This window comes from Janthinobacterium aestuarii, from assembly GCF_051380835.1.
GTDB classification, from domain to species: Bacteria; Pseudomonadota; Gammaproteobacteria; order Burkholderiales; family Burkholderiaceae_D; genus Janthinobacterium; species Janthinobacterium aestuarii.
Genome location: NZ_JBNYXU010000010.1, coordinates 214,675 through 239,758 on the forward strand (window position 1 = coordinate 214,675; position 25,084 = coordinate 239,758).

General features: G+C 63.0%; 21 protein-coding genes. 7 read left to right on the forward strand and 14 right to left on the reverse strand.

The features are described from left to right. Window positions 1–2: 2 nt before the first annotated feature. From hydA to aptA, 6 genes are all read right to left on the reverse strand, one after another. Window positions 3–1,394, reverse strand: a complete 1,392-nt coding sequence (gene hydA / locus ACQ4WO_RS23770) for a dihydropyrimidinase (RefSeq protein ID WP_436483488.1) — start codon at window positions 1,392–1,394, stop codon at window positions 3–5. Between the two features lie 17 nt (window positions 1,395–1,411). Beyond that, on the reverse strand, window positions 1,412–2,896 hold the full coding sequence (locus ACQ4WO_RS23775) for an NCS1 family nucleobase:cation symporter-1 (RefSeq protein ID WP_436483489.1): 1,485 nt from the start codon (window positions 2,894–2,896) through the stop codon (window positions 1,412–1,414). Between the two features lie 122 nt (window positions 2,897–3,018). Further along, window positions 3,019–4,299, reverse strand: a complete 1,281-nt coding sequence (gene preA, locus ACQ4WO_RS23780) for an NAD-dependent dihydropyrimidine dehydrogenase subunit PreA (protein WP_436483490.1) — start codon at window positions 4,297–4,299, stop codon at window positions 3,019–3,021. Beyond that, window positions 4,299–5,666 (reverse strand): NAD(P)-dependent oxidoreductase, encoded by a 1,368-nt coding sequence (locus tag ACQ4WO_RS23785; RefSeq protein WP_436483491.1) that lies wholly within the window; start codon window positions 5,664–5,666, stop codon window positions 4,299–4,301. Before ACQ4WO_RS23785 ends, preA begins: the two co-directional genes overlap by 1 nt. A gap of 45 nt (window positions 5,667–5,711) precedes the next feature. Next, window positions 5,712–7,214 carry a CoA-acylating methylmalonate-semialdehyde dehydrogenase gene (locus ACQ4WO_RS23790; RefSeq protein WP_436483492.1) on the reverse strand — a complete coding sequence of 501 codons (1,503 nt, stop codon included), beginning with the start codon at window positions 7,212–7,214 and terminating at the stop codon, window positions 5,712–5,714. A gap of 118 nt (window positions 7,215–7,332) precedes the next feature. After that, entirely contained in the window at window positions 7,333–8,649 is a 1,317-nt protein-coding gene (gene aptA / locus ACQ4WO_RS23795; protein ID WP_436483493.1) for an omega-aminotransferase AptA, read from the reverse strand. Between the two features lie 201 nt (window positions 8,650–8,850). On the opposite strand from aptA, the gene ACQ4WO_RS23800 reads away from it, so the two are divergent. Next, window positions 8,851–10,308, forward strand: coding sequence for an aminotransferase-like domain-containing protein (locus ACQ4WO_RS23800; protein WP_436483494.1), 1,458 nt, complete (start codon window positions 8,851–8,853; stop codon window positions 10,306–10,308). Window positions 10,309–10,318: 10 nt separating this feature from the next. Beyond that, complete coding sequence (locus tag ACQ4WO_RS23805) at window positions 10,319–11,002, forward strand: TetR/AcrR family transcriptional regulator (RefSeq protein ID WP_436483495.1); 684 nt, start codon at window positions 10,319–10,321, stop codon at window positions 11,000–11,002. Between the two features lie 27 nt (window positions 11,003–11,029). On the opposite strand, the gene ACQ4WO_RS23810 is transcribed toward ACQ4WO_RS23805, so the two are convergent. After that, the gene (locus tag ACQ4WO_RS23810) at window positions 11,030–11,965 is read right to left on the reverse strand and encodes a choice-of-anchor A family protein (protein WP_436483496.1); all 936 of its coding nucleotides are present in this window, start codon (window positions 11,963–11,965) and stop codon (window positions 11,030–11,032) included. Window positions 11,966–12,275: 310 nt separating this feature from the next. On the opposite strand from ACQ4WO_RS23810, the gene ACQ4WO_RS23815 reads away from it, so the two are divergent. The 4 genes from ACQ4WO_RS23815 (at window position 12,276) to ACQ4WO_RS23830 (ending at window position 14,928) form a co-directional block, all read left to right on the forward strand. Then, window positions 12,276–12,758, forward strand: a complete 483-nt coding sequence (locus tag ACQ4WO_RS23815) for a hypothetical protein (RefSeq protein WP_034754565.1) — start codon at window positions 12,276–12,278, stop codon at window positions 12,756–12,758. 142 nt (window positions 12,759–12,900) lie between these two features. Next, window positions 12,901–13,170, forward strand: coding sequence for a hypothetical protein (locus ACQ4WO_RS23820; RefSeq protein WP_436483497.1), 270 nt, complete (start codon window positions 12,901–12,903; stop codon window positions 13,168–13,170). A gap of 160 nt (window positions 13,171–13,330) precedes the next feature. Continuing rightward, complete coding sequence (locus ACQ4WO_RS23825) at window positions 13,331–13,753, forward strand: VOC family protein (RefSeq protein ID WP_436483498.1); 423 nt, start codon at window positions 13,331–13,333, stop codon at window positions 13,751–13,753. A gap of 11 nt (window positions 13,754–13,764) precedes the next feature. After that, window positions 13,765–14,928: a dipeptidase gene (locus ACQ4WO_RS23830; RefSeq protein ID WP_436483499.1), complete on the forward strand. Its 1,164-nt coding sequence runs from the start codon at window positions 13,765–13,767 to the stop codon at window positions 14,926–14,928. Here ACQ4WO_RS23830 and ACQ4WO_RS23835 read toward each other — a convergent pair. From ACQ4WO_RS23835 to xapA, 7 genes are all read right to left on the reverse strand, one after another. After that, window positions 14,925–16,142 carry a nucleoside deaminase gene (locus tag ACQ4WO_RS23835; protein ID WP_436483529.1) on the reverse strand — a complete coding sequence of 406 codons (1,218 nt, stop codon included), beginning with the start codon at window positions 16,140–16,142 and terminating at the stop codon, window positions 14,925–14,927. The genes ACQ4WO_RS23830 and ACQ4WO_RS23835 overlap by 4 nt on opposite strands. Window positions 16,143–16,146: 4 nt before the next feature. Then, window positions 16,147–16,554 (reverse strand): cytidine deaminase, encoded by a 408-nt coding sequence (locus tag ACQ4WO_RS23840; RefSeq protein ID WP_034754695.1) that lies wholly within the window; start codon window positions 16,552–16,554, stop codon window positions 16,147–16,149. A 106-nt stretch (window positions 16,555–16,660) separates the two neighbouring features. Next, a complete protein-coding gene (gene deoA, locus ACQ4WO_RS23845) occupies window positions 16,661–17,983 on the reverse strand; it encodes a thymidine phosphorylase (protein ID WP_436483500.1) in 1,323 nt (440 codons plus the stop codon). Between the two features lie 76 nt (window positions 17,984–18,059). Then, on the reverse strand, window positions 18,060–20,441 hold the full coding sequence (locus tag ACQ4WO_RS23850; RefSeq protein ID WP_436483501.1) for an aldehyde dehydrogenase family protein: 2,382 nt from the start codon (window positions 20,439–20,441) through the stop codon (window positions 18,060–18,062). A 12-nt stretch (window positions 20,442–20,453) separates the two neighbouring features. Then, entirely contained in the window at window positions 20,454–21,413 is a 960-nt protein-coding gene (gene deoC / locus ACQ4WO_RS23855) for a deoxyribose-phosphate aldolase (protein ID WP_099665370.1), read from the reverse strand. Next, on the reverse strand, window positions 21,410–22,603 hold the full coding sequence (locus ACQ4WO_RS23860; RefSeq protein WP_436483502.1) for a phosphopentomutase: 1,194 nt from the start codon (window positions 22,601–22,603) through the stop codon (window positions 21,410–21,412). Before ACQ4WO_RS23860 ends, deoC begins: the two co-directional genes overlap by 4 nt. A gap of 120 nt (window positions 22,604–22,723) precedes the next feature. Continuing rightward, window positions 22,724–23,563, reverse strand: coding sequence for a xanthosine phosphorylase (gene xapA, locus ACQ4WO_RS23865; protein WP_436483503.1), 840 nt, complete (start codon window positions 23,561–23,563; stop codon window positions 22,724–22,726). A gap of 363 nt (window positions 23,564–23,926) precedes the next feature. On the opposite strand from xapA, the gene ACQ4WO_RS23870 reads away from it, so the two are divergent. Further along, window positions 23,927–25,084 (forward strand): carbohydrate kinase family protein, encoded by a 1,158-nt coding sequence (locus tag ACQ4WO_RS23870; RefSeq protein WP_436483504.1) that lies wholly within the window; start codon window positions 23,927–23,929, stop codon window positions 25,082–25,084.

Below are 25,084 nucleotides of genomic sequence, written 5' to 3' on the forward strand. Positions count from 1 at the left end.
CCTTATGCGGTGGTGGCGGAAAAGGCGGGACGCTCGATATAGCGCCCGGCCCCTTCGACGGCCATCAGTTCACCCTGGTGGAACACCACCTTGCCGGCGGCAATCGTGGTGCTGGGGATGCCGCGCACGGTGCGCCCTTCGAAGACGTTGAAGCCCCCTTTGGCGAACTGCGTGGCGGCGGAAATGGTGCGCGTGCCCTGCGGGTCCCACAGCACGATATCGGCGTCGCTGCCCGCGGCGATGACACCCTTGCGCGGATACATATTGAAGATCTGCGCCGCATTGGTGGAACTGACCTTGACGAATTCGGAAGGCGTCAGCATGCCGGAATTGACACCAGCGTCCCACACGACGGCCATGCGTTCCTCGACGCCGCCGCAGCCGTTCGGGATGCGCGTAAAGTCGTCCTTGCCGGCCGCCTTCTGCTCGGCACAGAAGGTGCAGTGGTCGGTGGCCGTCGTGTGCAGGTTGCCGCTTTGCAGACCATGCCACAGGGCCGATTGATGGTGCTTGCCGCGAAACGGCGGGCTCATGACGTGGCCGGCCACGTAGTCGAAATCATCGCTCCGGTAGACGCTGTCGTCGATCACCAGATGGCCCGCCAGCGCTTCGCCATACACGCGCTGGCCGTTGGCGCGCGCCCGCGTGATGGCGTCGAGCGACTCCGCGCACGAGACGTGCACGATGTACACGGGGGTATTGAGGACGTTGGCAATGGCGATGGCGCGGTTGGCCGCCTCCGCTTCCACGGCCGGAGGGCGCGACAGCGGATGGGCCTGTGGCCCGGTGATGCCTTTTTTCAGCAACGCTTGCTGCAGTTGAAAAACCAGCTCGCCATTTTCCGCATGCACAGTAGGAAGGGCGCCCAACTCCAGCGAACGGGTAAAGCTTTTCACCAGGGTTTCATCGTCGGCCATGATGGCGTTTTTATAGGCCATGAAATGCTTGAAGCTGTTCACGCCATGCTCGCGCACGAGGGTGCCCATCTCTGCATGTACCTGCTCGCTCCACCAGGTGATCGCCACGTGGAAGGTATAGTCGCCGGCCGCCTTGGCCGACCACTCGCGCCACTGGTGAAAGGCCTCGATCAAGGATTGCTTCGGCGCCGGGATGACGAAGTCCATGATGGTGGTGGTGCCGCCCGCCAGTCCGGCCGCCGTGCCCGTGAAAAAATCGTCGGACGTCACCGTGCCCATGAAGGGCAGGTTCATGTGCGTGTGCGTGTCGATCCCGCCCGGCATCACGTACAGGCCGCCCGCGTCGATCACCGTAGCCTCTGCCGGTACGGCCAGGTTCTCGCCGACGGCGGCAATCGTGTCACCCTCGATCAGCACATCGGCGCGAAACGCGCGGTCGGCGTTGACGACGGTACCGCCACGTATCAGTGTAGTCATCTTGTCTCCTTCAGTGATTACGACTGCGGCGCCTGCTGCACGTGCGCCACGGCCTTGCCCTTCATCATGACGCCGTACACGACGGCGGCGATGGCCACGCCCACGAACCAGGCGTAGGTGTAGATGGTTTTGAAGCCTTCGGCCACGCCGGGAAACGCCGTGGGAAAGGCCGCATTCAAAAAGCCCGGGATGTTCGGCAGCACGGCGATGACAAAAGCGATCAACGCCGCCATGTTCCAGCCATTGCCATACGAGTAGACGCCGTCGTCGCGGTACAGCTGCATGACGTCGAGCTGCGTCTTGCGCACAAAATAATAATCGACGATGAGGATGCCGGCGATGGGCCCCAGCAGGGCCGAGTAGCCGATCAGCCACGTGAAGATATAGCCCTGCGTCGACTCGAGCACCTTCCACGGCATCATGACGATGGCGATGAAGGCCGTGATGTAGCCGCCCATCTTGTACGAAACCTGCTTCGGCGCCAGCGAGGAAAAGTCGTACGCCGGGCCCACCAGGTTGGCCGCCAGGTTGACGCTGACCGTGTCGATCAGCAGGATGATCAGGGCGATCAGCACGGCGGCGCCCGTCATGCGGCTGGCCAGGTCGACGGGGTCCCAGATGGCCTTGCCGTACATGACGACGGAACCTGCCGTGACGATCACGGCCAGCATGGCCAGGAGGCCCATCGGCACGGGCAAGCCGATCGACTGGCCGATCACCTGGTCGCGCTGCGTCTTGGCGAAGCGCGTGAAGTCGGGAATGTTCAATGCCAGCGTGGCCCAGAAACCCACCATGGCCGTCAGCGATGGCCAGAAGACGCTCCAGAACTGGCCCGCCTTTTTGCCGCCGGGGATGAACTGCGATGGCTGGTCCAGCAGGCTGGCCACGCCGCCCGCCTTGCTGTGCACCCAGTACAGCAGCACGAAGCAGATGAGGATTTTCAGCGGCGCCGTATAGGTTTCGAGCTTGCGGATCGATTCCATGCCATGCAGGATGTAATAGAACTGGATGGCCCAGAAAGCCAAAAAGCACAGCAACTGGCTGCCGTTGATGCCCAGGCCCGCGATCTTCTCGCCGCCCAGTTCATGGCCCGCCAGCACGCCCATCAGGGTGTAGATCATCTGCCCGCCGAACCAGGTCTGGATGCCGTACCAGCCGCAGGCGACGATGGCGCGCATCAGGGCGGGCAAGCGCGCGCCCATGGTCCCGAACGAGGCGCGCGCCAGCACCGCATACGGAATACCGTACTTGGTGCCCGCATGGCCGATCAGCAGCATGGGCAGGAGTACGATGGCGTTGGCGAGAAATACCGTGAGCACGGCCTGGTAACCGGACATGCCGCTGTCGATCAGGCTGGCCGACAGGGTGTAGGCGGGAATGCACATCACCATTCCGACCCACAGCGCGGCGAAGTGATACCAGCGCCAGGTGCGCTGCGCCGCCGTGGTGGGCGCCAGGTCTTCATTCCAGAGTTGCGTGTTGCCTGAGTAGTCGTGGTTCACAGGTATGCTCCATCGGTTGGGAGGGGATCGGTTTTATAGAAACGGCGCGACCTTTAAGTCGATCTAGCTTACCGCAAAGGCCGGCCGCTGTTTACAAATAAAACGCACGCAATAACCGTGCCCTATGCCGACTCCGCCAATGCCCGAGGGTTGCGCGGATCCTGCGTCCAGTTCATGTACGGCTTGCCTGTTGTTTGCGGCACCATCGTGATGCAGCCCTGCACCGGACAGGTGATTTCGCACAGATTGCAGCCCACGCATTCGTCCTTGATCACCTCATACGTGCGCGTGCCGGCGGCGTCGATCAGTTGCGCAATCGACTGGTGCGACGTGTCTTCGCAAGCCACGTAGCACTTGCCGCATTTGATGCAGTCGTCCTGGTTGATCTGCGCGATGACCTGGTAATTCATGTCCAGGTATTTCCAGTCCGTCGTGTTGGCCACGGCCTTCCCGGAAAAGTCGCTGATGCGTGCATAGCCCTTTTCATCCATCCAGCGCGACAGGCCATCCTTCATCTCTTCGACGATGCGAAAACCATGCAGCATGGCGGCCGTGCACACCTGCACGCAGCCGGCGCCCAGGGCGATGAATTCGGCCGCGTCGCGCCAGTTGCCGATGCCGCCGATGCCGGAAATGGGCAAGCCGCGCGTCTGCGGATCGCGGGCGATTTCCGCCACCATGTTCAGGGCGATCGGTTTGACGGCAGAGCCGCAATAACCGCCGTGCGTGCTGGCACTGCCCACGATGGGCAAGGCCACCATGCGATCCAGGTCCAGCGAGGTGATGGAATTGATCGTATTGATCAGCGAGACGGCGTCCGCGCCGCCCGCCTTGGCCGCGCGCGCCGGCATGCGCACGTCCGTGATGTTGGGCGTGAGCTTGACGATGACGGGTAATTTGCTGTGCTTCTTGCACCAGCTGGTCACCATCTGCACGTACTCGGGCACCTGGCCCACGGCCGCGCCCATGCCCCGTTCCGGCATGCCGTGCGGGCAGCCGAAATTGAGTTCGATGCCGTCCGCCCCCGTCGCCTCGACCTTGGGCAGAATGTCGGCCCAGTAGTGCTCTTCGCAGGGCAGCATCAGCGAGACGATCATGGCGCGGTCGGGCCAATCCTTTTTCACCTGCGTGATTTCGCGCAGGTTGATCTCCAAAGAGCGGTCGGTGATCAGCTCGATGTTGTTGAAGCCGACCACTTCGCGGTTCTTGCCGTACAGAGCGGAATAACGCGACGAGACGTTGACGGCGGCAGGGTCTTCACCGAGCGTTTTCCACACGACGCCGCCCCACCCCGCCTCGAAGGCGCGCACTACGTTATAAGCCTTGTCGGTCGGCGGTGCGGACGCCAGCCAGAAGGGATTCGGCGCCTTGATACCGCAAAATTCGATGCTGAGATCAGCCATTATGCAGCCTCCACTTTAATCAATAAATCGGAATGGATGGCCAGTGCGGCCAGCTTGCCATGCTGGACGGCTTGCACCGTCAAGTCCTGCCCGGGCGCCACGCAATCGCCGCCCGCGTAGATCCCCGGCAGCACCGTGCGAAAACCTCCATCGACGGCGATCTTGTCGCCTTCGCGCTGCAGCAGCGACGCCATCGGATCATGCAGCATTTCCGTGTCAAGGCTTTGGCCGATGGCCTTGAAGATGGCGTCGGCCGGCACGTCGAACGTTTCGCCCGTGCCCGCCAGGCGCGTGCCCTGCATCTGCGTTTTCTCGAAACGCATGCCCGCCACCTTGCCGGCAGCGTCAAGCAGCACCTGCTGCGGCTGGGCCCACGTCAGCATGCGCACCTGATTCGCCTTGGCGATCTCCTGTTCATGGTGGGTGGCCGTCATGGCGTCGAAACCGCGCCGGTAGACGAGGGTGACTTCCTCGGCGCCCAAGCGCTGTATCTGCACGGCCATGTCTATGGCCGTATTGCCGGCGCCAATCACAATCGCCCGCTTCGGCACGGGCAGCGCGGCCAGGTCGTCCGCCTGGCGCAGCGCGGCGATGTAATCGACGGCGGCCAGCAAGCCCGGCGCATCCTCCCCCGTCAAGCCCAGCTTGCGGCTGGCGCCCAGGCCCAGTCCCAGGAAGACGGCGTCGTACTGCGCATGCAAGTCGCGCAGCTGCACGTTCTCGCCCAGCGCCTGGCGACATCGGATCTCGATGCCGCCGATATCGAGCAGGAAGTCGATCTCCTTTTGCGCGAAGCCGTCCGTCAGCTTGTACTTGGCGATGCCGTATTCATTGAGGCCACCTGCCTTGCCTTCCTTTTCAAAGATCACCACGTCGTGGCCCAGCATGGCCAGGCGGTGCGCGCACGACAGGCCGGCCGGCCCTGCGCCGACGATGGCAACCGTCTTGCCCGTGGCGGCCGCCCGCTTGAACGGGTGCTGTGCAAAATGCATGTGGTCGACGGCGTAGCGCTGCAAGAGGCCGATCTTGACGGGCTGGCCTTCCGCGTCGTGGTTGCGCACGCAGACGTCTTCGCACAGGATTTCCGTCGGGCAGACCCTGGCACAGCTGCCGCCCAGGATGTTCTGTTTCAGGATGCCGGCGGCGGCGCCGTTGATGTTCTTGTCGTGGATGTTGCGGATGAAGCTGGCCACGTCGATTTCCGACGGACAGATGCGGCTGCACGGCGCATCGTAGCAATACAGGCAGCGGGCGCTTTCGATGGCCGCCTGGCGTGCCGTGAGTGGCGGCGCCAGGTCCGTGAAATGGCCCGCCAGTTCTTCATTGGGCAGGGCGGGATGGGGCAAATAGTTCAAAGACTCGATCATCGCGTATTCCTCTTGTTATGTGCGGCCGACTTGTAATTTAAACCTTCACTTCATCTGGGGAAAAGCAAATTCCACACCAGCACTTGCCGTGTTCGGCCAGCGCTGCATCACGGCCTTGTGACGCGTGTAGAAGCGCACGCCTTCGGGGCCATAGGCGTGGTGGTCGCCGAACATGCTGCGCTTCCAGCCGCCAAAACTGTTGAAGGCCATCGGCACGGGCAAGGGGATGTTGACGCCCACCATGCCGACCTGGATCTGGCGCACGAATTCACGCGCCACGCCGCCGTCGCGCGTGTAAATGGCCACGCCGTTGCCATACTCGTTGGCGTTGATCAGCTCCACCGCGTGCACCACGTCAGGACAGCGCAGCACGCACAGCACGGGGCCGAAAATCTCTTCCTTGTAGATGCTCATGTCGCGCGTGACGTGGTCGAACAAGGTGCCGCCGACAAAGAAGCCGTTCTCGCGGCCCGGCACCACGTGGTTGCGGCCATCGACGACCAGGGTCGCGCCCTGCTCCACGCCCGAGGCGATCAGTTTTTCGATACGCTGCTTGGCGGCCAGCGACACGACGGGCCCCATTTCCGCGCCATCTTCCATGCCGTCGCGCACTTTCAGTGCGGCCGTGCGCGTTGCCAGTGCGTCGATCAATTTGTCCCCCGCGTCGCCCACGGCCACCACCACGGAGATGGCCATGCAGCGCTCGCCCGCCGAACCGTAGGCCGCACCGATCAGCGCATCGACCGTCATGTCCATGTCCGCGTCGGGCATCACCACCATATGGTTTTTTGCGCCGCCCAAGGCTTGTACGCGCTTGCCGCTGGCGCTGCCGCGCGCATAGATGTATTCGGCAATCGGCGTAGAGCCGACAAAGCTGATCGCCTGTACGACAGGGTGATCGAGCAAGGCATCGACCGTCACCTTGTCGCCCTGCACCACGTTGAAGACGCCGTCGGGCAAGCCCGCCTCTTTCAGCAGTTTCGCGTGCAGCAGGGACGCCGACGGATCGCGCTCGGATGGTTTCAAGACGAAGGTATTGCCGCAGGCGATGGCGACGGGGAACATCCACATCGGCACCATCACGGGGAAATTAAATGGCGTGATGCCGGCCACCACGCCGAGTGCCTGGCGCATGGACCAGGCGTCGATGCCGCGCGAAATCTGGTCCGTGAATTCGCCTTTCAGCAGCTGCGGAATACCGACGGCAAATTCCACCATCTCGATGCCGCGCGCCACTTCGCCCTGCGCATCGGCAAAGGTCTTGCCATGCTCGCGCGTGAGCATGGCGGCAAATTCGTCCGTGTGCTGCTGGCACAGCTGCAGGTAGCGGAACAGGACACGCGCACGCGTCAATGGCGGCGTGGCCGACCACGAGGGAAAGGCGGCGGCGGCCGCCTGCACGGCCGCGTCGACGTCTTCCACGGTACCCAGCGCCACTTTGGCGACGGGTTCGCCCAGGGCGGGGTTGTAGACGTCACCGTAGCGGCCACTCTGGGTGTCGACTTTGGCGCCGTTGATGAAGTGGGTAATCGTATCGAGATCGTTCATGGTGTTCCTTTTTAACCCCAAGGGCAGAGGCTGGGGTCAGACCCTCAATGCCGCTAACGCAAAAGTCGACGCTAATGGATGAGGTGGTCTGACCACGGGTTTTGTTTGAGTTTGCCGTTCAATCGAGATTTTTGAGTACCTTGGCCAGCTTGCCGAACAGCTCGTCGACATGCTGTTTTTCCAGCACCAGCGGCGGCGACAGGGCGATGATGTCGCCCGTCGTGCGTATCAGCACGCCGTCGGCGAAGGCCTGCTTGAAGGCGTTGAAGGCGCGCGCACCAGGCTTGCCGGCGATGGGATCAAGTTCGATGCCGGCGATCAGGCCGATGCTGCGCAAGTCGATAACGTGCGGCAAGCCTTTCAGGAAATGCACGGCGTCGCTCCAATACGCCTGCATCGCTTTAGCGTGACCGAGGATGTCCTGTTCCTCGAACACTTGCAGGGTCGCCAGCGAGGCGGCGCAGGCCAGCGGGTGGCCGGAATACGTGTAGCCGTGGAACAGTTCGATGCCGGCTGGCGCGTCCATGAAGGCGTCGTGAATGTATTTTTTGCTGAACACGGCGCCCATCGGCACCATGCCGTTGGTCAGGCCCTTGGCCGTCGTCATCAGGTCCGGCTCGACGTCGAAATAATCAGCCGCGAACGGTGTCGTCATGCGGCCGAAACCCGTGATCACTTCATCGAAAATCAAGAGGATGCCGTGCTTGGTGCACAGCTCGCGCAAGCGTTTCAGATAGCCTTTCGGCGGGATCAGCACGCCCGTGGAACCGGCCACCGGTTCGACGATGACGGCGGCGATCGTCGACGCGTCGTGCAGCGCGACGATGCGTTCCAGTTCATCAGCCAGATGGGTGCCATATTCGGGCTCGCCCACCGTGTAGGCATTCTTGTCCAGGTTATGCGTGTGCGGCAGATGGTCCACGCCGGGCAGCAGGGGGCCGAAGGTCTTGCGGTTGCCGCCGATGCCGCCCACGGAAATGCCGCCGAAACCCACGCCGTGATAACCGCGTTCGCGGCCGATCAATCGGGTGCGCGCACCCTCGCCGCGCGCCCGGTGATAGGCCAGCGCGATCTTCAACGCCGTGTCGACGGCTTCGGAACCGGAGTTGGTGTAGAAGACGTGGCCGAATTTATGCCCCGTGTAATCCATCAGTTTTTCCGCCAGCTCGAAGGCAGCCGGATGGCCCATCTGGAAGGTGGGCGCGAAGTCCAGCTGGCCCACCATCTCGCGGATGGCGCCAACGATTTTTGGCTGCGCATGGCCGCACGGCACGCACCACAGGCCGGCCGTCCCATCGAGGATGGCGTTGCCATCGACGTCCTTGTAGTACATGCCTTCGGCCGACACGAGCAGGCGCGGGTTGGCCTTGAAATCACGGTTATTCGTAAACGGCATCCAGAATGCCGACATCGATTCCGGCCTTGTTTCGTTCATGACCTTCTCCTTGGGATGGGGGCTGGCGCGGGGCCAGGATCGTTTTTGACGAAGCGTAAAATAATTTACCAGTTGGCAAAAAGCTGATGTAATAATAGACAGGCCATCCCCAATGGCACAGATACACAAACGGCAAAGTATCCCAACCGTACAGGTCGGAAAACCACTACAGTTTTGTGCAAGGCAGCAAAGGAGCCACCGGTGACGCACAACGTGAAGCAGGACGATGCCCCCGAGCAAGCCAGTGGCTGGCCCGTGCTCGACATCGACCGCCAGAAAAAGGGCGGCCTCGTCGAGCAGATCGTCATCGCCATCAGCGTCATGGTGGGCAGCCGCGCCCTGCGCATCGGCACGCGCATGCCGTCCGTGCGCCAGTTCGCCCGCTGCAATGGCGTGTCGACGTTTACCGTCGTCGAATCGTACGACCGCCTGGTCAACCTCGGCTTGCTGTCGTCGCGCCGCGGCTCCGGCTATTTCGTCGCGCGCCACGATATCGCCGCTACGCCACAGAGCACCGTACATGCGAGTCCCACCGCCATCGACGCCCTCACGCCCGATCTGTATTCGGGCGTGTCCGATGCCCTGCCCGTGGGGGCTGGCTGGCTGCCGCCCGAAATGTATGGCGAGGCGACCGTGCTCGATGCCGTGCGCCAGGCCATGCGCATTCCCGCCAGCCGATTGCGCGGCTATGGCCACCCGCTGGGCTTTCCCTCGCTGCGCCAGCACCTGGCTACCAGCCTGTCGGAAGAGCTGTTCCAGGTGGAGCCCGACCAGGTCTTGCTGACGCATGGCGCCACGCATGCCTTCGATCTGATCCTGCGCAGCCTGACCAAGCCGGGCGACACGGTACTGGTGGAAGATCCCGGCTACAGCAATCTGCAGTCGCTGATCCGCCACCACGGCTGCATCCCCGTCGGCATTGCGCGCGGCGAGGCGGGCCTCGACCTCGATGCGCTGGCCAGCGAAGCCGCGCGCACGCAGCCGAAACTCATGTTCGTCAACACGGTGCTGCAAAATCCGCTCGGCACCTCGCTCAGCCAGGCGCAAACGCACCGTCTGCTGGCACTGGCCGAACAATTCGATTTCTGGCTGGTGGAAGACGATATCTACCGCGAACTGGCGGCGCGCGGCGAAGCGTCGCTGGCGGCCATGGATGGCTTGCGCCGCGTGATCCGCGTGGGCAGTTTTTCCAAGACCCTGTCGCCCGTGCTGCGCGTGGGATCGATTTGCGCTTCGCCGTCGCTGGTGGCCGAACTGGTGCGCGTGAAAATGCTGGCAGGGTTGACGACGTCGGAAATCAACGAGCGCGCCGTCTACCACGCCGTGTCCGCGCGGCCCTACAAGCGCATGGTGGAGCGGCTGGTGGCGCAGCTCGATGCGGCCCGCGAGCGCAGCATCGACTGCCTGGCGCAGGCGGGCATGGCGCCCGTGGCGCGGCCGCGCGGCGGCATGTTCGTCAGCGCCGGCTGGCCCGACGTGCAGACGCCGGAATGGAATGGCAAGATCATCGCCGACATGGCCTTGAAGGCGGGCATCCTGCTGTCGCCAAACGAATTTTTCATGCTGCGCGCGCCCGAGACGGTGTGGTTCCGCTTCAACGTGGCCTACACCGATACCCCCGTGCTGCAGGCATTCCTGCAATCGATCCGCCCACGCTAAAGAACCCGCCATGGCCAGCGACAAATCCCCTGCCCTTCTTTTGAAAAATGCCGGCGGCCGGCGCCTGCAAAACCGCGACCGCCTGGAAGCGGACATCCTCGAGCAAGCCGTGCGCGCGTTCGCGGAAAGCGGCTATGAAGGCGCGTCGATCGCCACGATCGCCGAGCGGGCCGGCCTGTCGAAGCAAAACCTCATGTATTACTTCCCGTCCAAGCAGCTGCTGTACCAGCGCGTGCTCGACGACGTGCTCGACGACTGGCTGGCGCGCATGGACATGCTGGCCAATGCACACGACGAGCCGCGCGACGTACTGCGCGCCTACATCGGCGCCAAGCTGCGCTTTTCGCGCGAGCAGCCATGGGCTTCGCGCGTGTATGCGCTGGAAGTAATCAATGGCGCGCCCCTGTACGGCGCGCAGATACGAGAAAGAGTCGTGCCCCTGCTGCGCAAGGATATCGCCGTCTTCGAAGCGTGGATCGCGGCCGGCAGGATCGCGCCCGTCAATGCCACGCACCTGATGTTCGCCATCTGGGCCATGACGCAATCGTATGCGGATTTTTCGGCGCAGATGGCCCTGGTGCTGGAACGCAGGCAGCTCACGCGCAAGGATTACGAGGATGCGGAAATCCTGATCGCGCACATGGTGCTGGCGGCCGTGTCCATGCCGCCGGCAGGCGAAAAAAAACCGCCTTGAAAGGCGGTTTCCCGAACAGCGCGAACGTTACGCTGCCGTCTTGCTCTTGCGGCGGCGCGCCATGAAGCCAACCAGGCCCAGGCCTGCCAGCAGCATCGCATAGGTTTCCGGTTCCGGCACGGCCGAGACATAACCGGCCACGTTGGTGGCGTTGAAAGAATGGCTGGCGTTGACCTGGATGTTTGAAGCCCAGTTACCCACGACCACGTCGCCATTGATCTGGCCGTTGCCACCGGTCATGGTCGCCAGCGGCGCCAGGACGCTGCCGTACAGGCCCACGCCGTTCAGGGTGATCGTCTGCGCTTCATAGAAGTTGTACAGCACATTGTATTTGCTGAAATCGCCGTAGCCGCCGGACAGGTTCACGTTCGTGCCGCTGATATTGAGGATCAGGGTGTCGTTCGTGTGCAGATTGCTGAACTTGAAATTGTTCACCGAGCCCAGCGTGGCGGAAGTCAGGTCGAACACTTGCACATTGCCCGTGCCGCCCTTCAGGGTCATGCCGCCGTAGGCCACGGAGCTGCTGCCCGTGGACGCCACGTTCGCCAGCGAGGCCGAGGTGTTTTTCAGCTGGGCCGAGGTCGAGTCAAACGATACGGGCGACGCCGTCGTCTTGGTCGCCGTGTTCAGGCCCACGCTGCTCGTCGTCGCGCTGCCGCCGACAAAGTAATTGCCGTTCTTGATCGAACCGGAGCTGTAGTTCAGGTTGCCGCCAACGACCAGCGCATAGCCGGTATTACCGTGCGTGACGTAAGCGTCCTTGTTCTTGTCATTGACCGAATAATTCGATGCCGTCAGATTGCCGGCCACCAGCACGCCGCCTTCGACATCGCTGCCGGACGCGCTGAAGTTGCTCAGGGAATATAAATTGGCGCCACCGATGCCCAAATCGAGAACACCGGCTTGCGCGGCGCTGGCGACAAACACGGTCGACAGAACGAGTACGAATGATGATTTAGGCATGATTGACATTTTATTTCCAAAAAGAAAATTAACTTGACGCCAGAATATCATATCCATTGACTTTGATATGTCGCAAACCAACAACTTTTATAATAATAATGCAAACATAGTTGCACAATGAGAATCATTCTCCTATCGCTGCCCGGAGAACGCCCACGCCGTCCCGATGACGCTTTGAACAGACGGGTAAACAGCCGCCTGTTCTGCACTTTCAATATTGCTTAGAAGCGCGGCCAACTTGGTGATACGATCGCGGCAGCGCCAGACCAGGCCCGCCCACAGAGTACGAAATCATAAGGATGAAGCACGCATGAAACGATTGTCCCTAGGCGCACTGATGCTGGCATATGCCTGCGGCGCGCACGCCGATGTGTTTAACATGATCGACAACCAGCCGCTCAGCGAAACCTGGCTCAACGCGGGTTTTTATTCGTATCACTTTCAGCGCGACAAGAACCTGAACGACAGCAATCCGGGCCTGGGCGCCGAATACCGCTTTTCCACGGTCGCGTCGGTCACGGCTGGCCGCTTCTACAATAGCGACCGCGCCTACTCGAACTACCTGGGCGTGTACTACCAGCCAATCAAGGTGGGCCCGCTGCGCATCGGCGCCGTCGTTGGCGGCTTCAGCGGCTATCCGAAGATGCGCGATGGCGGCTGGTTCCCGGCCCTCGTCCCCACCATCAGCTATGAATACCAGCGCGTGGGCGTGAATATCGCCATCGTGCCGTCCTACAAGGACCGCCTGTATGGCGCCCTCAGTTTCCAGCTGAAACTCAAGGTATTCGAATAGCCGCTTGTCCCTGCCTGTCGCCGTTCGGTCCGCCATTCCTGCCATTCATCGCATACGCGATGCGCGGCAGCAAGGTTTTTCCTATAGTGGATTCATTGCCAGCATGCATACGGCAGCGGCACCCACACGACAGGAGAACGGCATGAAAGACATCAATTCGGCACCGGGCAGCACTTCCTTCAGCGCTTTCTGGAACGAGCTGTGCGCTTACACGCGCCAGGGCATGGCAGCCTTGCGCGCCATGCCCTGGCCCATGCTGCTGGTATGCTGCCTGGGCCTGGCGTTCCTGATCACCATCTTGCCGCTGGCCATCATGCTGTTTGCCCTCGTCATGCTGCTGAAATGGGCAAGCAACGGCGACGATGCCGGCACAGACGAAAAAGTACCGGGCTCGCAGCAGTCGCCGCAATAAAAATTTGTGTCGTGGCAAGAGTGCAATGATTGTTCTATGGCACTATGGATGGGCCCAGCACTGACGGGCGTCAAGCCCATCCCGATGGAGGGTATTGATACGGAACGCCACGCAGGATCCATGATCGAAGCTACTCCCCCACAGCCATAGGAGTTTTCTGATGACCACGACAGCAAAAACGACAGCAGCGACGACCATTCCCTGCCTGCGCTACCGCGACGCGCCTGCCGCCATCGAATGGCTGTGCAAGGCGCTCGGTTTTGAAAAACAATTGATCGTGCCTGACGGCAACGGTGGCGTCGCCCATGCCCAACTGAGCTTTGGCAATGGCATGGTCATGGTGGCGCCCGCCATCGACAGCGACTATGGTCGCCTGATGAAACTGCCCGGCGACGTCGGCGGCGCCAACACGCAAAGCTGCTACCTGGTCGTCAGCGATGCCGATGCCGTCTACCGCAGCGCGCGCGAAGCGGGCGCCGAGATCGTGCTCGACATCAAGGATGAAGATTACGGCGGACGGGGCTTTACCTGCCGCGACCCGGAAGGCCATATATGGAGCCTGGGCACATACGATCCATGGTAAAACGGAGAACAATGATTATCAGTACCCTCACCGCTGCCAGCCTTGCGCTGATCGGCGGCTTCCTGTCCGCTCCCGTCCTCGTCGACGAACATTTCAACCGCGTCCATCCCCCGTCCGGCAAGGCGCCATCGGCAGCCACTACGGCCCTGCACGAGAGCCTGTGGATCGCCGACCTGCACGCCGACAGCCTGCTGTGGCAACGCAATCTGAACCGCGACAGTCAGCGCGGGCATGTCGACTTCCCCCGCCTGCAGCGGGCCAACGTGGCGCTGCAAGCGTTTTCCGTCGTCACCAAGACGCCGCGCAAGATGAATATCGAACGCAATGGCAGCGACACGGACAACATCACGGCGCTGGTGGTGGCGCAAGGCTTGCCGCCCGCCACCTGGAACAGCCTGCTGGCGCGCGCCACTTACCAGGCCGGCGAGCTGCGCCAGCAAGCGGACAAAAGCGATGGCAAGGTGCGGGTCATCGGCAGCCGCGCCCAGCTGCGCAGCTTCATCGCCGCGCGCGAAAAAGACCCCGCCCTGCTGGCCGGCTGGCTGACCCTGGAAGGCGCGCATGCGCTCGAAGGAAAACTGGACAACCTCGATATCCTGTACCAGGCCGGCTACCGCATGGCCGCGCCCACGCATTTCTTCGACACGGAACTGTCCGGCTCCCAGCACGGTTTGAAGAAAGGCGGCCTGACGCCGCTGGGCAAGCAATGGCTTCGCGCCATGGAGCAGCGCAAGATGATCGTCGACCTGGCGCACGCCTCGCCGGCCACCATCGACGACGTGTTGACGATGGCGAAACGCCCCGTGATGGTGTCGCACACGGGCGTGCGCGGCACTTGCGCCAACGGCCGCAACCTGAGCGACGCACAGTTGAAACGCATCGCCGCCCAGGGTGGCCTGGTGGGTATCGGCTTCTGGAATACGGCCGTCTGCGGCAAGGACGTGGCGTCCATCGCGCGCGCCATCAAGTACACGGTAAAACTGATCGGCGCCGAACATGTGGCCTATGGCTCGGACTTCGACGGCGCCGTCACCACGGCCATCGATGCGGCCGGCTTGCCACGCTTGACGCAGGCGCTGCTCGACGCTGGCCTGTCGGAAGCGCAGATCCGCAGAGTGGCCGGTGAAAACGTGCGCGACTTCTTGCTGAAAAACCTGCCCGACGATGACGCCTAGGCCAGTGCGCTGATCAACGCCTGGTGCGTCACCTGGCGCGGCCGGATGCGTATCAGCTTGCGGTACAGGGGCGGCATCGACTCGCACAGCGCCAGCAGCGCGTCTTCCTCCATGGCCGGGCGCACGTACTGGAATTGCGCGGGATTATTCTCCGGCAGCGCCCCTTCCATGGTGGAGCCGTAGGCGCCCAGGGTCATGAAACTGGCGGCGCCGTCGTCCGGGCCGATGGCCAGCACAAAGGTGCCGTGCTTGGGGTGGCCCAGGTAGCTTTTGATTTCTTCCTGCAGCGCAGGATCGGCGCTCGCCATCAACTCGAAGCGCAGCTGCGCGTACTGGCGCGTGCACTCCATGAACGGCGTGCGGATGACCGATTGCGACAATTTTCCCGGCATGCACAGCAGCAGGTTGCCGAAGGAATCGAGCAAGGCGGCCGCGTCGCCCTGGCCGCCATCGCGCGCATCCTGCTCCATGGCCGCCTGCAGAAATGGCGCCAGGCCCGCATCGGGCGCATGCGGCTCGCAGCGGTAAGTCAGGGCGTCGGGATAGCGGCGGCGCAAGGCGCGCACCACGGCATGCTCGGACGGCAAGGTGGCCGGATCGCGCAGATGCACGTCGTCGCCCGCGTTCAGCAGCTGCATCACCTGCGCCGATGTCGACTCGAACACGAGCGAACATAGTGCCTGCGTCGCCTCGTGGATGCTCTTGCCGATGAAAAAAGATTTGGGCGCGGCGCCGGACGGCAGCCGCGCATATTCGGTCGCGCCGCGCACGGCTGGATAGCAAAAGCTGCGGCCCGCCTGCGCCCGCAGCGGCGCCGGCAAGGTCGCGAACGTGGCGCTGCCATCGTAATTGATGCCCGCCTTGACGTCAGGCGCGGCCACCACCACGTTGAAACCGGCCGCCAGAATCGCCCCCGTACACATGCAGCACGGGTCGAGCGAGGTGACGATGGTCAGTTCCCCCGGCGGCGGCAACGGCACGCCCTTGGCCCGCTCGGCGAAATACCAGTCCACCAGCTGGCGCTCGCCATGCGCGGTGGGGTCGAACACCAAGCCCTGGCGCACGACGTTGTTGTGCATCGATTGCAGCACGTTGCCGGCGCCATCGAGCAGCACGCCGCCCACGCCAAACGTGCCCTGCGTCTTCGCTGCCATGGCTTCGGCCGCGGCAATCGCCACGGCAGCCTGGATGTCTATCGTCTTGTTCAAGCGGATCCTGTTACTTCATGTCCAGGTCGGAATTGCCGAAGCCGTGCGGCAGCAGCCAGCCGGCCGTCACTTCCATGACATCGTTTTTCAGGTTCGTCAGGATCACCGGCAAGTCGGCGCCGCCCATCTCGAAGATCACCTGGCGGCAGGCGCCGCATGGCGAGATCGGTTCAGCCGTGTCGCCCGTGACGGCCAGTTTGGCGAAGTCGCCCGGCTTGCAGCCATGCGCGATGGCGCTGAAAAACGCCGTGCGCTCGGCGCAATTGCACAGGCCATAGGCGGCGTTTTCCACGTTACAGCCACGGAAAACGCGGCCATCCTTGCACAGCAGCGCCGCGCCCACCTTGAAACGCGAGTATGGCGCATAGGCCAGTTCACGGCCGGCATTGGCTTCGGCGATCAGTTCTTGGTTGTTCATTTTTTCTGTCATACCTTTGAAATCATTCAGGCCGGGGTCAGTCCCTCAACACCGCCAACGCATAGCTCAGCGCCATCGCAGACGGAGGTCTGACCCCAGATTTACTTTACGGACGAATGGTACGATAAATCACGGGATTGGCCGTCGACGCCACCGCGCTGATGTCATACGCTTCCTGGATTTCCCTGACGGCTTGCTGCGCCGCCGCTGCCGTGCGCGCGTGCACCATGGCCAGCGGCTGGCCCACGGACACTGGCTCGCCCAGGCCCACGAGGTCCGTCAGGCCGACGGCGAAATCGATGCTGTCCGTCGGACGGCGGCGGCCACCACCGAGGGCCACGACGGCCAGGCCGATGGCGCGGCAATCGCGCACGTTGGCAAAGCCGGCCGACAGCGCCGGGGCCGGCACGATGAACGGCGCCTGTTCCAGGTGCTTGTCCGGATGTTCGACCAGATCGGCCGGGCCGCCCAGGGCCGACACCATGCGCGCAAAGCGCTCGGCCGCCTCGCCCGAATCGAGGGCCGCCATCAATTTGATGCGCGCTTCTTCTTCGGTGGCGGCTAGGCCGCCCAGCACCAGCATCTCGGCGCACAGCGCCAGCGTGACTTCATGCAGGCGCGCGGGACGCGAACGGCCCGTCAGGTAATCCATGGCGCCCCGCACTTCCAGCGCATTGCCCGCGTACGGCGCCAGCGACTCGTTCATGTCCGTCAGAATGGCCGACGTCTGCATGCCCGCGCCATTGCCGACGGCGACGATGCTCTCGGCCAGTTCCACCGACTTGTCGTAGGTCGGCATGAAGGCGCCCGAACCCACTTTCACGTCCATCACCAGCGCGTCCAGGCCGGCCGACAGTTTCTTCGACAGGATGGAGCCGGTGATCATGGCCACCGATTCCACCGTGGCGGTGACGTCGCGGATACTGTAGAAACGCTTGTCGGCCGGCGCCAGCTGCGCCGTCTGGCCGATGATGGCCACGCCGATCTCCTGCACCACCTTGCGGAACAGTTCATTGTCCGGCACCGTGCAATAGCCTGGAATGGCGTCGAACTTGTCGAGGGTGCCGCCCGTGTGGCCCAGGCCGCGGCCCGAGATCATCGGCACGTAGCCGCCGCATGCGGCAACCATGGGACCCAGCAGCAGGGAGACGACGTCGCCCACGCCGCCCGTCGAATGCTTGTCGACGATGGGACCAGGCAGGTTCAGCGAACGCCAGTCCAGCACCTGGCCGGAATCGCGCATCGCCAGGGTGAACGCCACGCGCTCGTCCATGTTCATGTCGTTGAAATAGACAGCCATGCCCAGCGCCGCGATCTGGCCTTCGCTGACGCTGCCGTCAGTGATGCCACGCACGAAAAACTGGATTTCCTCGGCGCTCAATACGCCCTTGTCGCGCTTCTTGCGAATGATTTCCTGGGTTAAAAACATGGATTAACTCCGATCATAATAAATTTGGGGTCAGTCCCTACGGTTCTGACCCCAGCTTTGCAACGCTAGTTGCCTATCAGACGCCGTAAGGAATCCACACGTTTTTCACTTGCGACGCATGCGCCAGCACGGCACGGCCGCCGCTTTGAGCGGCGCTATACCAGTCGCGGCCCTTGGCGCCGCCGACCCAGGTGCGCTTCAGGGTGCCGGCCGACAGGCGCTCGACTTCCGCACAGCCTTCGGCGGAACCGTCATGGCGCCAGACGGCGTCGATGTCGGCGTGCGTGGCCAGGGTGCGCGCCAGTTCATCGGCGTTGCCGCTGATGATGTTGACGACGCCGCCAGGCAGGTCGGACGTGTCGAAGACCTGGTACAGGTCCAGCGCGGAGAGCGGATGCGCTTCCGACGGCACCACCACCACGCGGTTGCCCAGCGCAATGGCTGGAGCCACCAGCGAGATGAAGCCGAGCAAAGGCGCTTCGTTCGGGCAGACGATGCCGATCACGCCAACCGCTTCGTTCAGCGCCACGGTGATGCCTTTCGTTGGCGGCTGGTGCGCCAGGCCGTCGTACTTGTCGGCCCAGGCGGCGTAGTAGAACAGGCGTTCGATCGATGCCTGCACTTCCTTCTCGGGGTTTTTATTGCCCGTCATGGCGGCGATGCGGGCGGCGAATTCGTCGGCGCGCGCTGCCAGGTTTTCGGCGATGTAGTACAGCACTTGCGCGCGGTTGTGCGCCGTGGCGCTGGTCCAGCCGGACGCTTTATGGGCCGCTTCGACGGCGTTGCGGATGTCCTTGCGGCTGCCCACGCCCACTTCGGCCAGCAGGGCGCCGTTCGCGCCAAATACGGGTGCGCTGTAGGCGCTGTCAGGACGCGCCTGCTTGCCGCCGATGTACATCTTGGCCGTGCGGTCGATGGCAAACGGATCGGCTGGCGCCGGCTTTACATTGCCCTTGGCTTTCGCTTCCACCACCGGCAGGGCCGGACGCGCATCTTCGGCCAGGGCCGTCATGTATTCCAGCATGCCTTCGCGGCCGCCTTCACGACCGAAGCCCGATTCGCGGTAGCCGCCGAAGCCGCACGCCGCGTCGAACTGGTTCGCGCTGTTGATCCACACCACGCCAGCCTTGATGGCGGGAGCGATGTCGAGGGCCAGGCTGATCGACTCCGTCCACACGCTGGCGGCCAGGCCGTACACCGTGTTGTTCGCCAGTTGCACCGCTTCAGGCGGCGTGCGGAAGCTCATCGCCACCAGCACGGGGCCGAAAATTTCAGCCTGTGCCACGGCGGCCGAGGTCGACGCGCCCGTGATCAGGGTCGGCGGGAACCACGAACCGTCAGCCGGCAGTTCGCATGCCGGTTGCCACACGTCGCAGCCTTCGGCGCGGGCCGAATCGACCAGCGCGGCGATGCGCTGGCGCTGCACGGGGTCGACCAGCGCGCCCACATCCATCGATTTGTCCAGGGGCGAGCCGAGGCGCAGGTTTTCCATGCGGGCGCGTACCTTGTTCAGGAAGCGTTCCTGGACCGATTCCTGCACCAGCAGGCGCGAACCGGCGCAGCACACTTGTCCCTGGTTGAACCAGATCGAATCGACCAGGCCTTCCACGGCGCCATCGAGGTCCGCGTCTTCGAAGACGATGAACGGCGACTTGCCGCCCAGCTCCAGCGACAGCTTCTTGCCGCTGCCGGCCGTCGCTTCACGAATCAAACGGCCAACTTCCGTGGAACCCGTAAACGCGATCTTGTCCACGCCAGGATGGTTGACGATGGCCGAACCCACGCGGCCGTCGCCGGTGACGATGTTGACGACGCCAGCCGGCACGCCTGCCTGCACGCACAATTCGGCGAACAGCATCGCGGTCAGCGACGTGAATTCTGCCGGCTTGAAGACGACCGTGTTACCGGCCGCCAGGGCTGGAGCGATTTTCCACGACAGCATCAGCAGGGGGAAATTCCACGGCACGATCTGGCCCACCACGCCCACGGCGCGGTAGTCGGCGAATTCTTCCGACTGCAGCTGCGCCCAGCCGGCGTGATGATAGAAGTGGCGCGCGGCCAGCGGCAGGTCGATATCGCGCGTTTCGCGGATGGTCTTGCCGTTGTCCAGGGTTTCCAGCACGGCGAACAGGCGCGAATGCTTTTGCAGCAAGCGGGCCAGCGCGTACATGACTTTCGCGCGGCCGTGGCCGCCCATGCCCTGCCATACGGGCAGCGCGCGGCGTGCCGCTTCCACGGCGCGTTCCACGTCGGCGTCGGTCGCTTGCGTCAGTTCGGCCAGCTGCGTGCCGTCGGCAGGATTGGTCGAGGCGAACAGTTCCGCCGGCGCGCTCCAGGCATTGTCGATGAATAAACCGAATGTGCGCTGGTGACCATCGAGCCACGCCTGCGCTTCTTTTTGACTTTCGGGAGCAGGGCCGTAGTCCATAGTATTGAGAATCTCGTTAATTGTTGGCATGACGATTGTTCTTTAAGGTTGTGCGTGACGATGATTGGCCGAGTAGCTGCCGGTGACGTAGTGCTCGAGCTGGCGCTCGATGTCGGTCAGCAGGCTGGAAGCGCCGATGCGGAACAGGTGCGGCTGCAGCCATTCGTTGCCCAGTTCTTCCTTCATCAGGGTCAGGTATTGCAGCGCGCTCTTGGCCGAGCTGACGCCGCCGGCCGGCTTGAAGCCCACCTGGAAGCCCGTCTGCTCGTGGTATTCGCGGATCGTGCGCACCATCGTCAGGGCCACGGGAATAGTGGCGTTCACGCCCTCTTTACCGGTGGAGGTCTTGATGAAATCGGCGCCTGCCATCATGCAGACCCACGACGCCTTGGCCACGTTTTCCATGGTCAGCAAGTCGCCCGTGGCGAGAATCGCCTTCACGTGCGCTTCGCCGCACGCCTTGCGGTAAGCGAGCATTTCGTCGTACAGCACTTGCCAGTTGCCGTTCAGGACGTGCTGGCGCGTGATGACGATATCGATCTCGGAAGCGCCCGCGGCGACCGACAGCTCGATCTCGCGCAGCTTCGTTTCCATGCTCGTCAGGCCGGCCGGGAAACCCGTCGATACGGCGGCGATGGGCAAGCGGCCCTGGATGACCTTGACGGCCGGTTGGATCATCTCGTGGTACACGCACACGGCGCCGGTGCTCAATTCGGTCAGGCCCAGCGCCTCCATCAGATCGGCGCGCAGCGGGCGCATGGCCTTCATGCACAGGCGTTCGACTCTGCCCGGCGTATCGTCGCCGCCCAGGGTGGTCAGGTCGATCATCTGGATGGCTTTCACCAGCCAGGCGGCCTGGTATTCCTTTTTCACGGTACGGCGGTTTGCCAGGCTGGCCGCGCGGCGGTCTGTCGCGGCGCGGTTGACGCGGATCTGGTTGATCCAGCCCAGGTCGAGGCCAACGGCCTCGTTACGCTTGAATTCGGGATGCATGAGTGTCATAACAAGCTGGTTCCATTAGCAAGTGGTGGTACGCCAAGGTGCTTGGCGAGGGTTTGGCCAATATCGGAGAAGGTCTCGGAAATGCCCAGTGCGCACGGGGCGACGCCGGGGCCGAAGAAGATCATCGGTATGTGTTCGCGGGTGTGGTCGGAGCCGTGCCAGGTCGGGTCGCAGCCATGGTCGGCGGTGATCACGACCAGGTCGCCTTCCTTGAGCTTGGCCATGAATTCCGGCAGGCGCGCATCCATTTCGCGCAGCGCGTCGGCATAGCCCTCGACGTTGCGGCGGTGGCCGAACGCCTGGTCGAAATCGACGAAGTTCACGAAGGTGAGCGACTTGTCCTGCACTTCATCGGCCGTCTTCAACAGCGCTTCGAACAGCGCCATGTTGTCGACGCCCTTGACGACTCTGGAGATGCCCTGGGTTGCGAAAATGTCGCTGATCTTGCCCAGGCCGACGACTTCGCCGCCCGCATTCTTGACGTGATCGAGCAGGGTCGGCGCGGGTGGTGCGACGGCGTAGTCGTGGCGGTTGGACGTGCGCGTGTAGTTGCCATTGCTGCCCGTGAACGGACGGGCGATGACGCGGCCGATGTTGTACGGCTCGACCAGTTTGAAGGCCATTTCGCACACTTCGTACAGGCGCTCGAGGCCGAACGATTCTTCGTGCGCGGCGATCTGCATCACCGAGTCGCCCGACGTATAGATAATCAGCTTGCCGGTGGCGACGTGCTCGTCGCCATGCTTGTTGATGATGTCCGTGCCCGAGGCATGGCAGTCGCCGAGGAAGCCCGGCACGCCGGACATGGCCTTGAGCTTGTCGGTCAGGTCGGCCGGGAACGACGGCGTCGTGCGGGGGAAATATCCCCAGTCGAATTCGACGGGCACGCCGGCGATTTCCCAGTGGCCGCTCTGCGTGTCCTTGCCGGTGGAGCGCTCGCGCGCCGCGCCGTAGGCACCGGTAAAACCGTCGCGCTGGTCGAAGCCCGTGGCCCATTCGCCGCTGGCCAGGTGCGCCGCGGCGCCCAGGCCCAGGCGTTCCATGTTCGGGAGTTTCAAGGTCTTGCCGCTTTTGGCGACAGTGCTGGCAATGTGGCCAAAGGTATTGGCACCTGCGTCGCCATACTTGGCGGCGTCTGGCGTCGCGCCAAGGCCGAAAGAATCAAGCAGGAGGATAAATGCGCGTGACATGATAAGGCTCGCTTTATGGAGTGATGCGAAGATGATGCGAACAGTGTAGGCCGGATTTTCCCGGCCTGCCGCGCGGCAGCGCCGCTAAGTGGCGCGCCGCTACTGCGTCAAGAAAAGTGCTTAGGCTTGCGGTTTTTCAGCGACTTTGGCCAGGAAGGCCAGGATCAGCTTGACCAGGTCTTTCGCGCCGATGGCCGCGTATTTCAGGGTCTGTTCGTGCGACAGGGCGAATGGCGACATGCCTTCGGCCAGGTTGGTAATCACCGATACGCCCACCACTTTCAGGTCGCAATGACGGGCCGAGACCACTTCCGGCACCACGGACATGCCGACCGTGTCGGCGCCCAGGCGGGCCATCATACGGATTTCGGCGGCCGTCTCGAAGTTCGGGCCAGGGTAGGCGACGAACACGCCTTCGTGCAGGGTGATGCCGTTCGAGGCGGCCGTGTCCTTGACCAGATTGCGCAGGTCCGCATCGTAGGCGTTGGCCATGCTGAAGAAGCGCGGGCCGAAGCGGTCGTCGTTCGGGCCGACCATCGGCGTGCCTGGCAGCAGGTTGATATGGTCGCTGATGGCCACCAGGCTGCCGGCGTCCACTTCGGGGCGCAGGGAACCGGCGGCGTTGGTGACGAACAGCATTTCGCAGCCCAGCAGTTTCAGGGTACGGATGGCGCTCGTCATCACGCCCATGCCATAGCCTTCATAGAAGTGGCCACGGCCCTTCATGCAGACGACGGCGACGCCCGACAGGGTGCCGATCACCAGTTCACCTGCATGGCCGTGCACGGTGCTGATCGGGAAACCTGGCAATTCGTCAAAGCTGATGCTGACGGCGTCCGTCATCTGCTCGGCCAACACACCCAGGCCGGAGCCGAGGATCATCGCCACGCGCGGCTTGAAATTTTCAGGAGCGCGGGCACGGATGATTTCGGCGGCGTGGAATGGGGTGTTGTTCGACATGGTTATCCTCTGATTGACTAATGGTGATGGGTTGCTGCCTGCGCGGCAGTGCAAGAAGCTGCGGCCCAGGTATCGGGTATGTATGGTGTTACAGGTATATCGAAATGCGTATTGCCTCTATTTGCCGCCACTATGCATCAAACGGAATATGTATGGCAAATACCATTTTTCTTGCCCATTTATATAATTCAAATATAAATGGCCGACATTATAGTCGAGGCAAGCCCCAGCCCGCCATCCCCGGAATATGCATGCATACAAGCTCCATACGAAGGTTTTTCATGCACACTTGACACGAGCTTGACACTGACAAGACAAATGTTTAAAGTTCCAGACAAATGTTTACACCTCAGCGAAAACCCTGTGACCGATACCAATAAAAAAGACCAGCTGTACACGCTGATCCGCAACAACCCCTTCATCTCGCAGCAAGACCTGGCGAGCGAGCTGGGCTTGTCGCGCTCGGCCGTCGCCGGCCACATCGCCGGATTGATACGCGAGCGCCGCCTGCTGGGACGCGCCTACGTGCTGCCCGACAGCCGCCCCGTGCTGTGCATCGGTGCCGCCAACCTCGACCGCAAGATGCGCACGCTGGCCACCTTGCAGATGGGCACCTCGAATCCCGTGCGCTCGGAAGAAGTATTTGGCGGCGTGGGCCGCAACATCGCGGAAAACCTGGCCCGCTTGTCGATCCCCGTCGCCCTGTTGACCGCGCTGGGCGACGATGCGGCCGGCCACGCCCTGCAGACGCACGCGGAAGACGCGGGCATCGACATGCGCGGCAGCTTGCATTTAAGCAACACCAGCAGCGGCACTTACACGGCCGTGCTCGACGAACATGGCGAAATGCTGCTGGCGATGGCCAACATGCAACTATACGAACAGCTGACCCCGGCCTTTTTGCATAGCCGCCAGCCGCAACGCGCCGCCGCCGCCCTCACCGTCTGCGACTTGAACCTGGGCCACGACAGCGTGCAGGCACTGCTGGCCGATGCCCGCCAGGACGCGGCCCATGCGACGCCGCTCGTCATCGTCGCCGTCTCGCAGCCGAAGATGGCGCACCTGCCGCAAGACCTGTCGGGCTTGCATTTGCTGATACTCAACCGTGGCGAACTGGAAACGCGCGTGGCGCGGGCCCTGCCCACGGCAGCCGACCTGCGCGCCGCCTGCCGCGAAGTGCAGCGCCAGGGCGCGCGCCAGGTGATCGTCACCTGCGGTAGCGAAGGCGTGTATTTCACGGATGGCGACAGCCTGGACGCGCCTATCGTCCACCTGGCCGCGCGCGAAGTGGACGCTGTCGACGTGACAGGCGCCGGCGACGCGTTTTCCGCCGCCGTCTGCTGGTCGCTATACCACGACAGCAGCGATTTGAAACTGGCATGCCGGCGCGGCCTGAAGCTGGCCGCCATGACCCTGGAATCGGCCGCCACCGTCTCGCCCCAGATTTCCGCCGGCGCGCTCGACAACATTGACGACGCCGACCTGGCGCCGCCTCCCCCTACCCTCTTTCAACAGGACTGA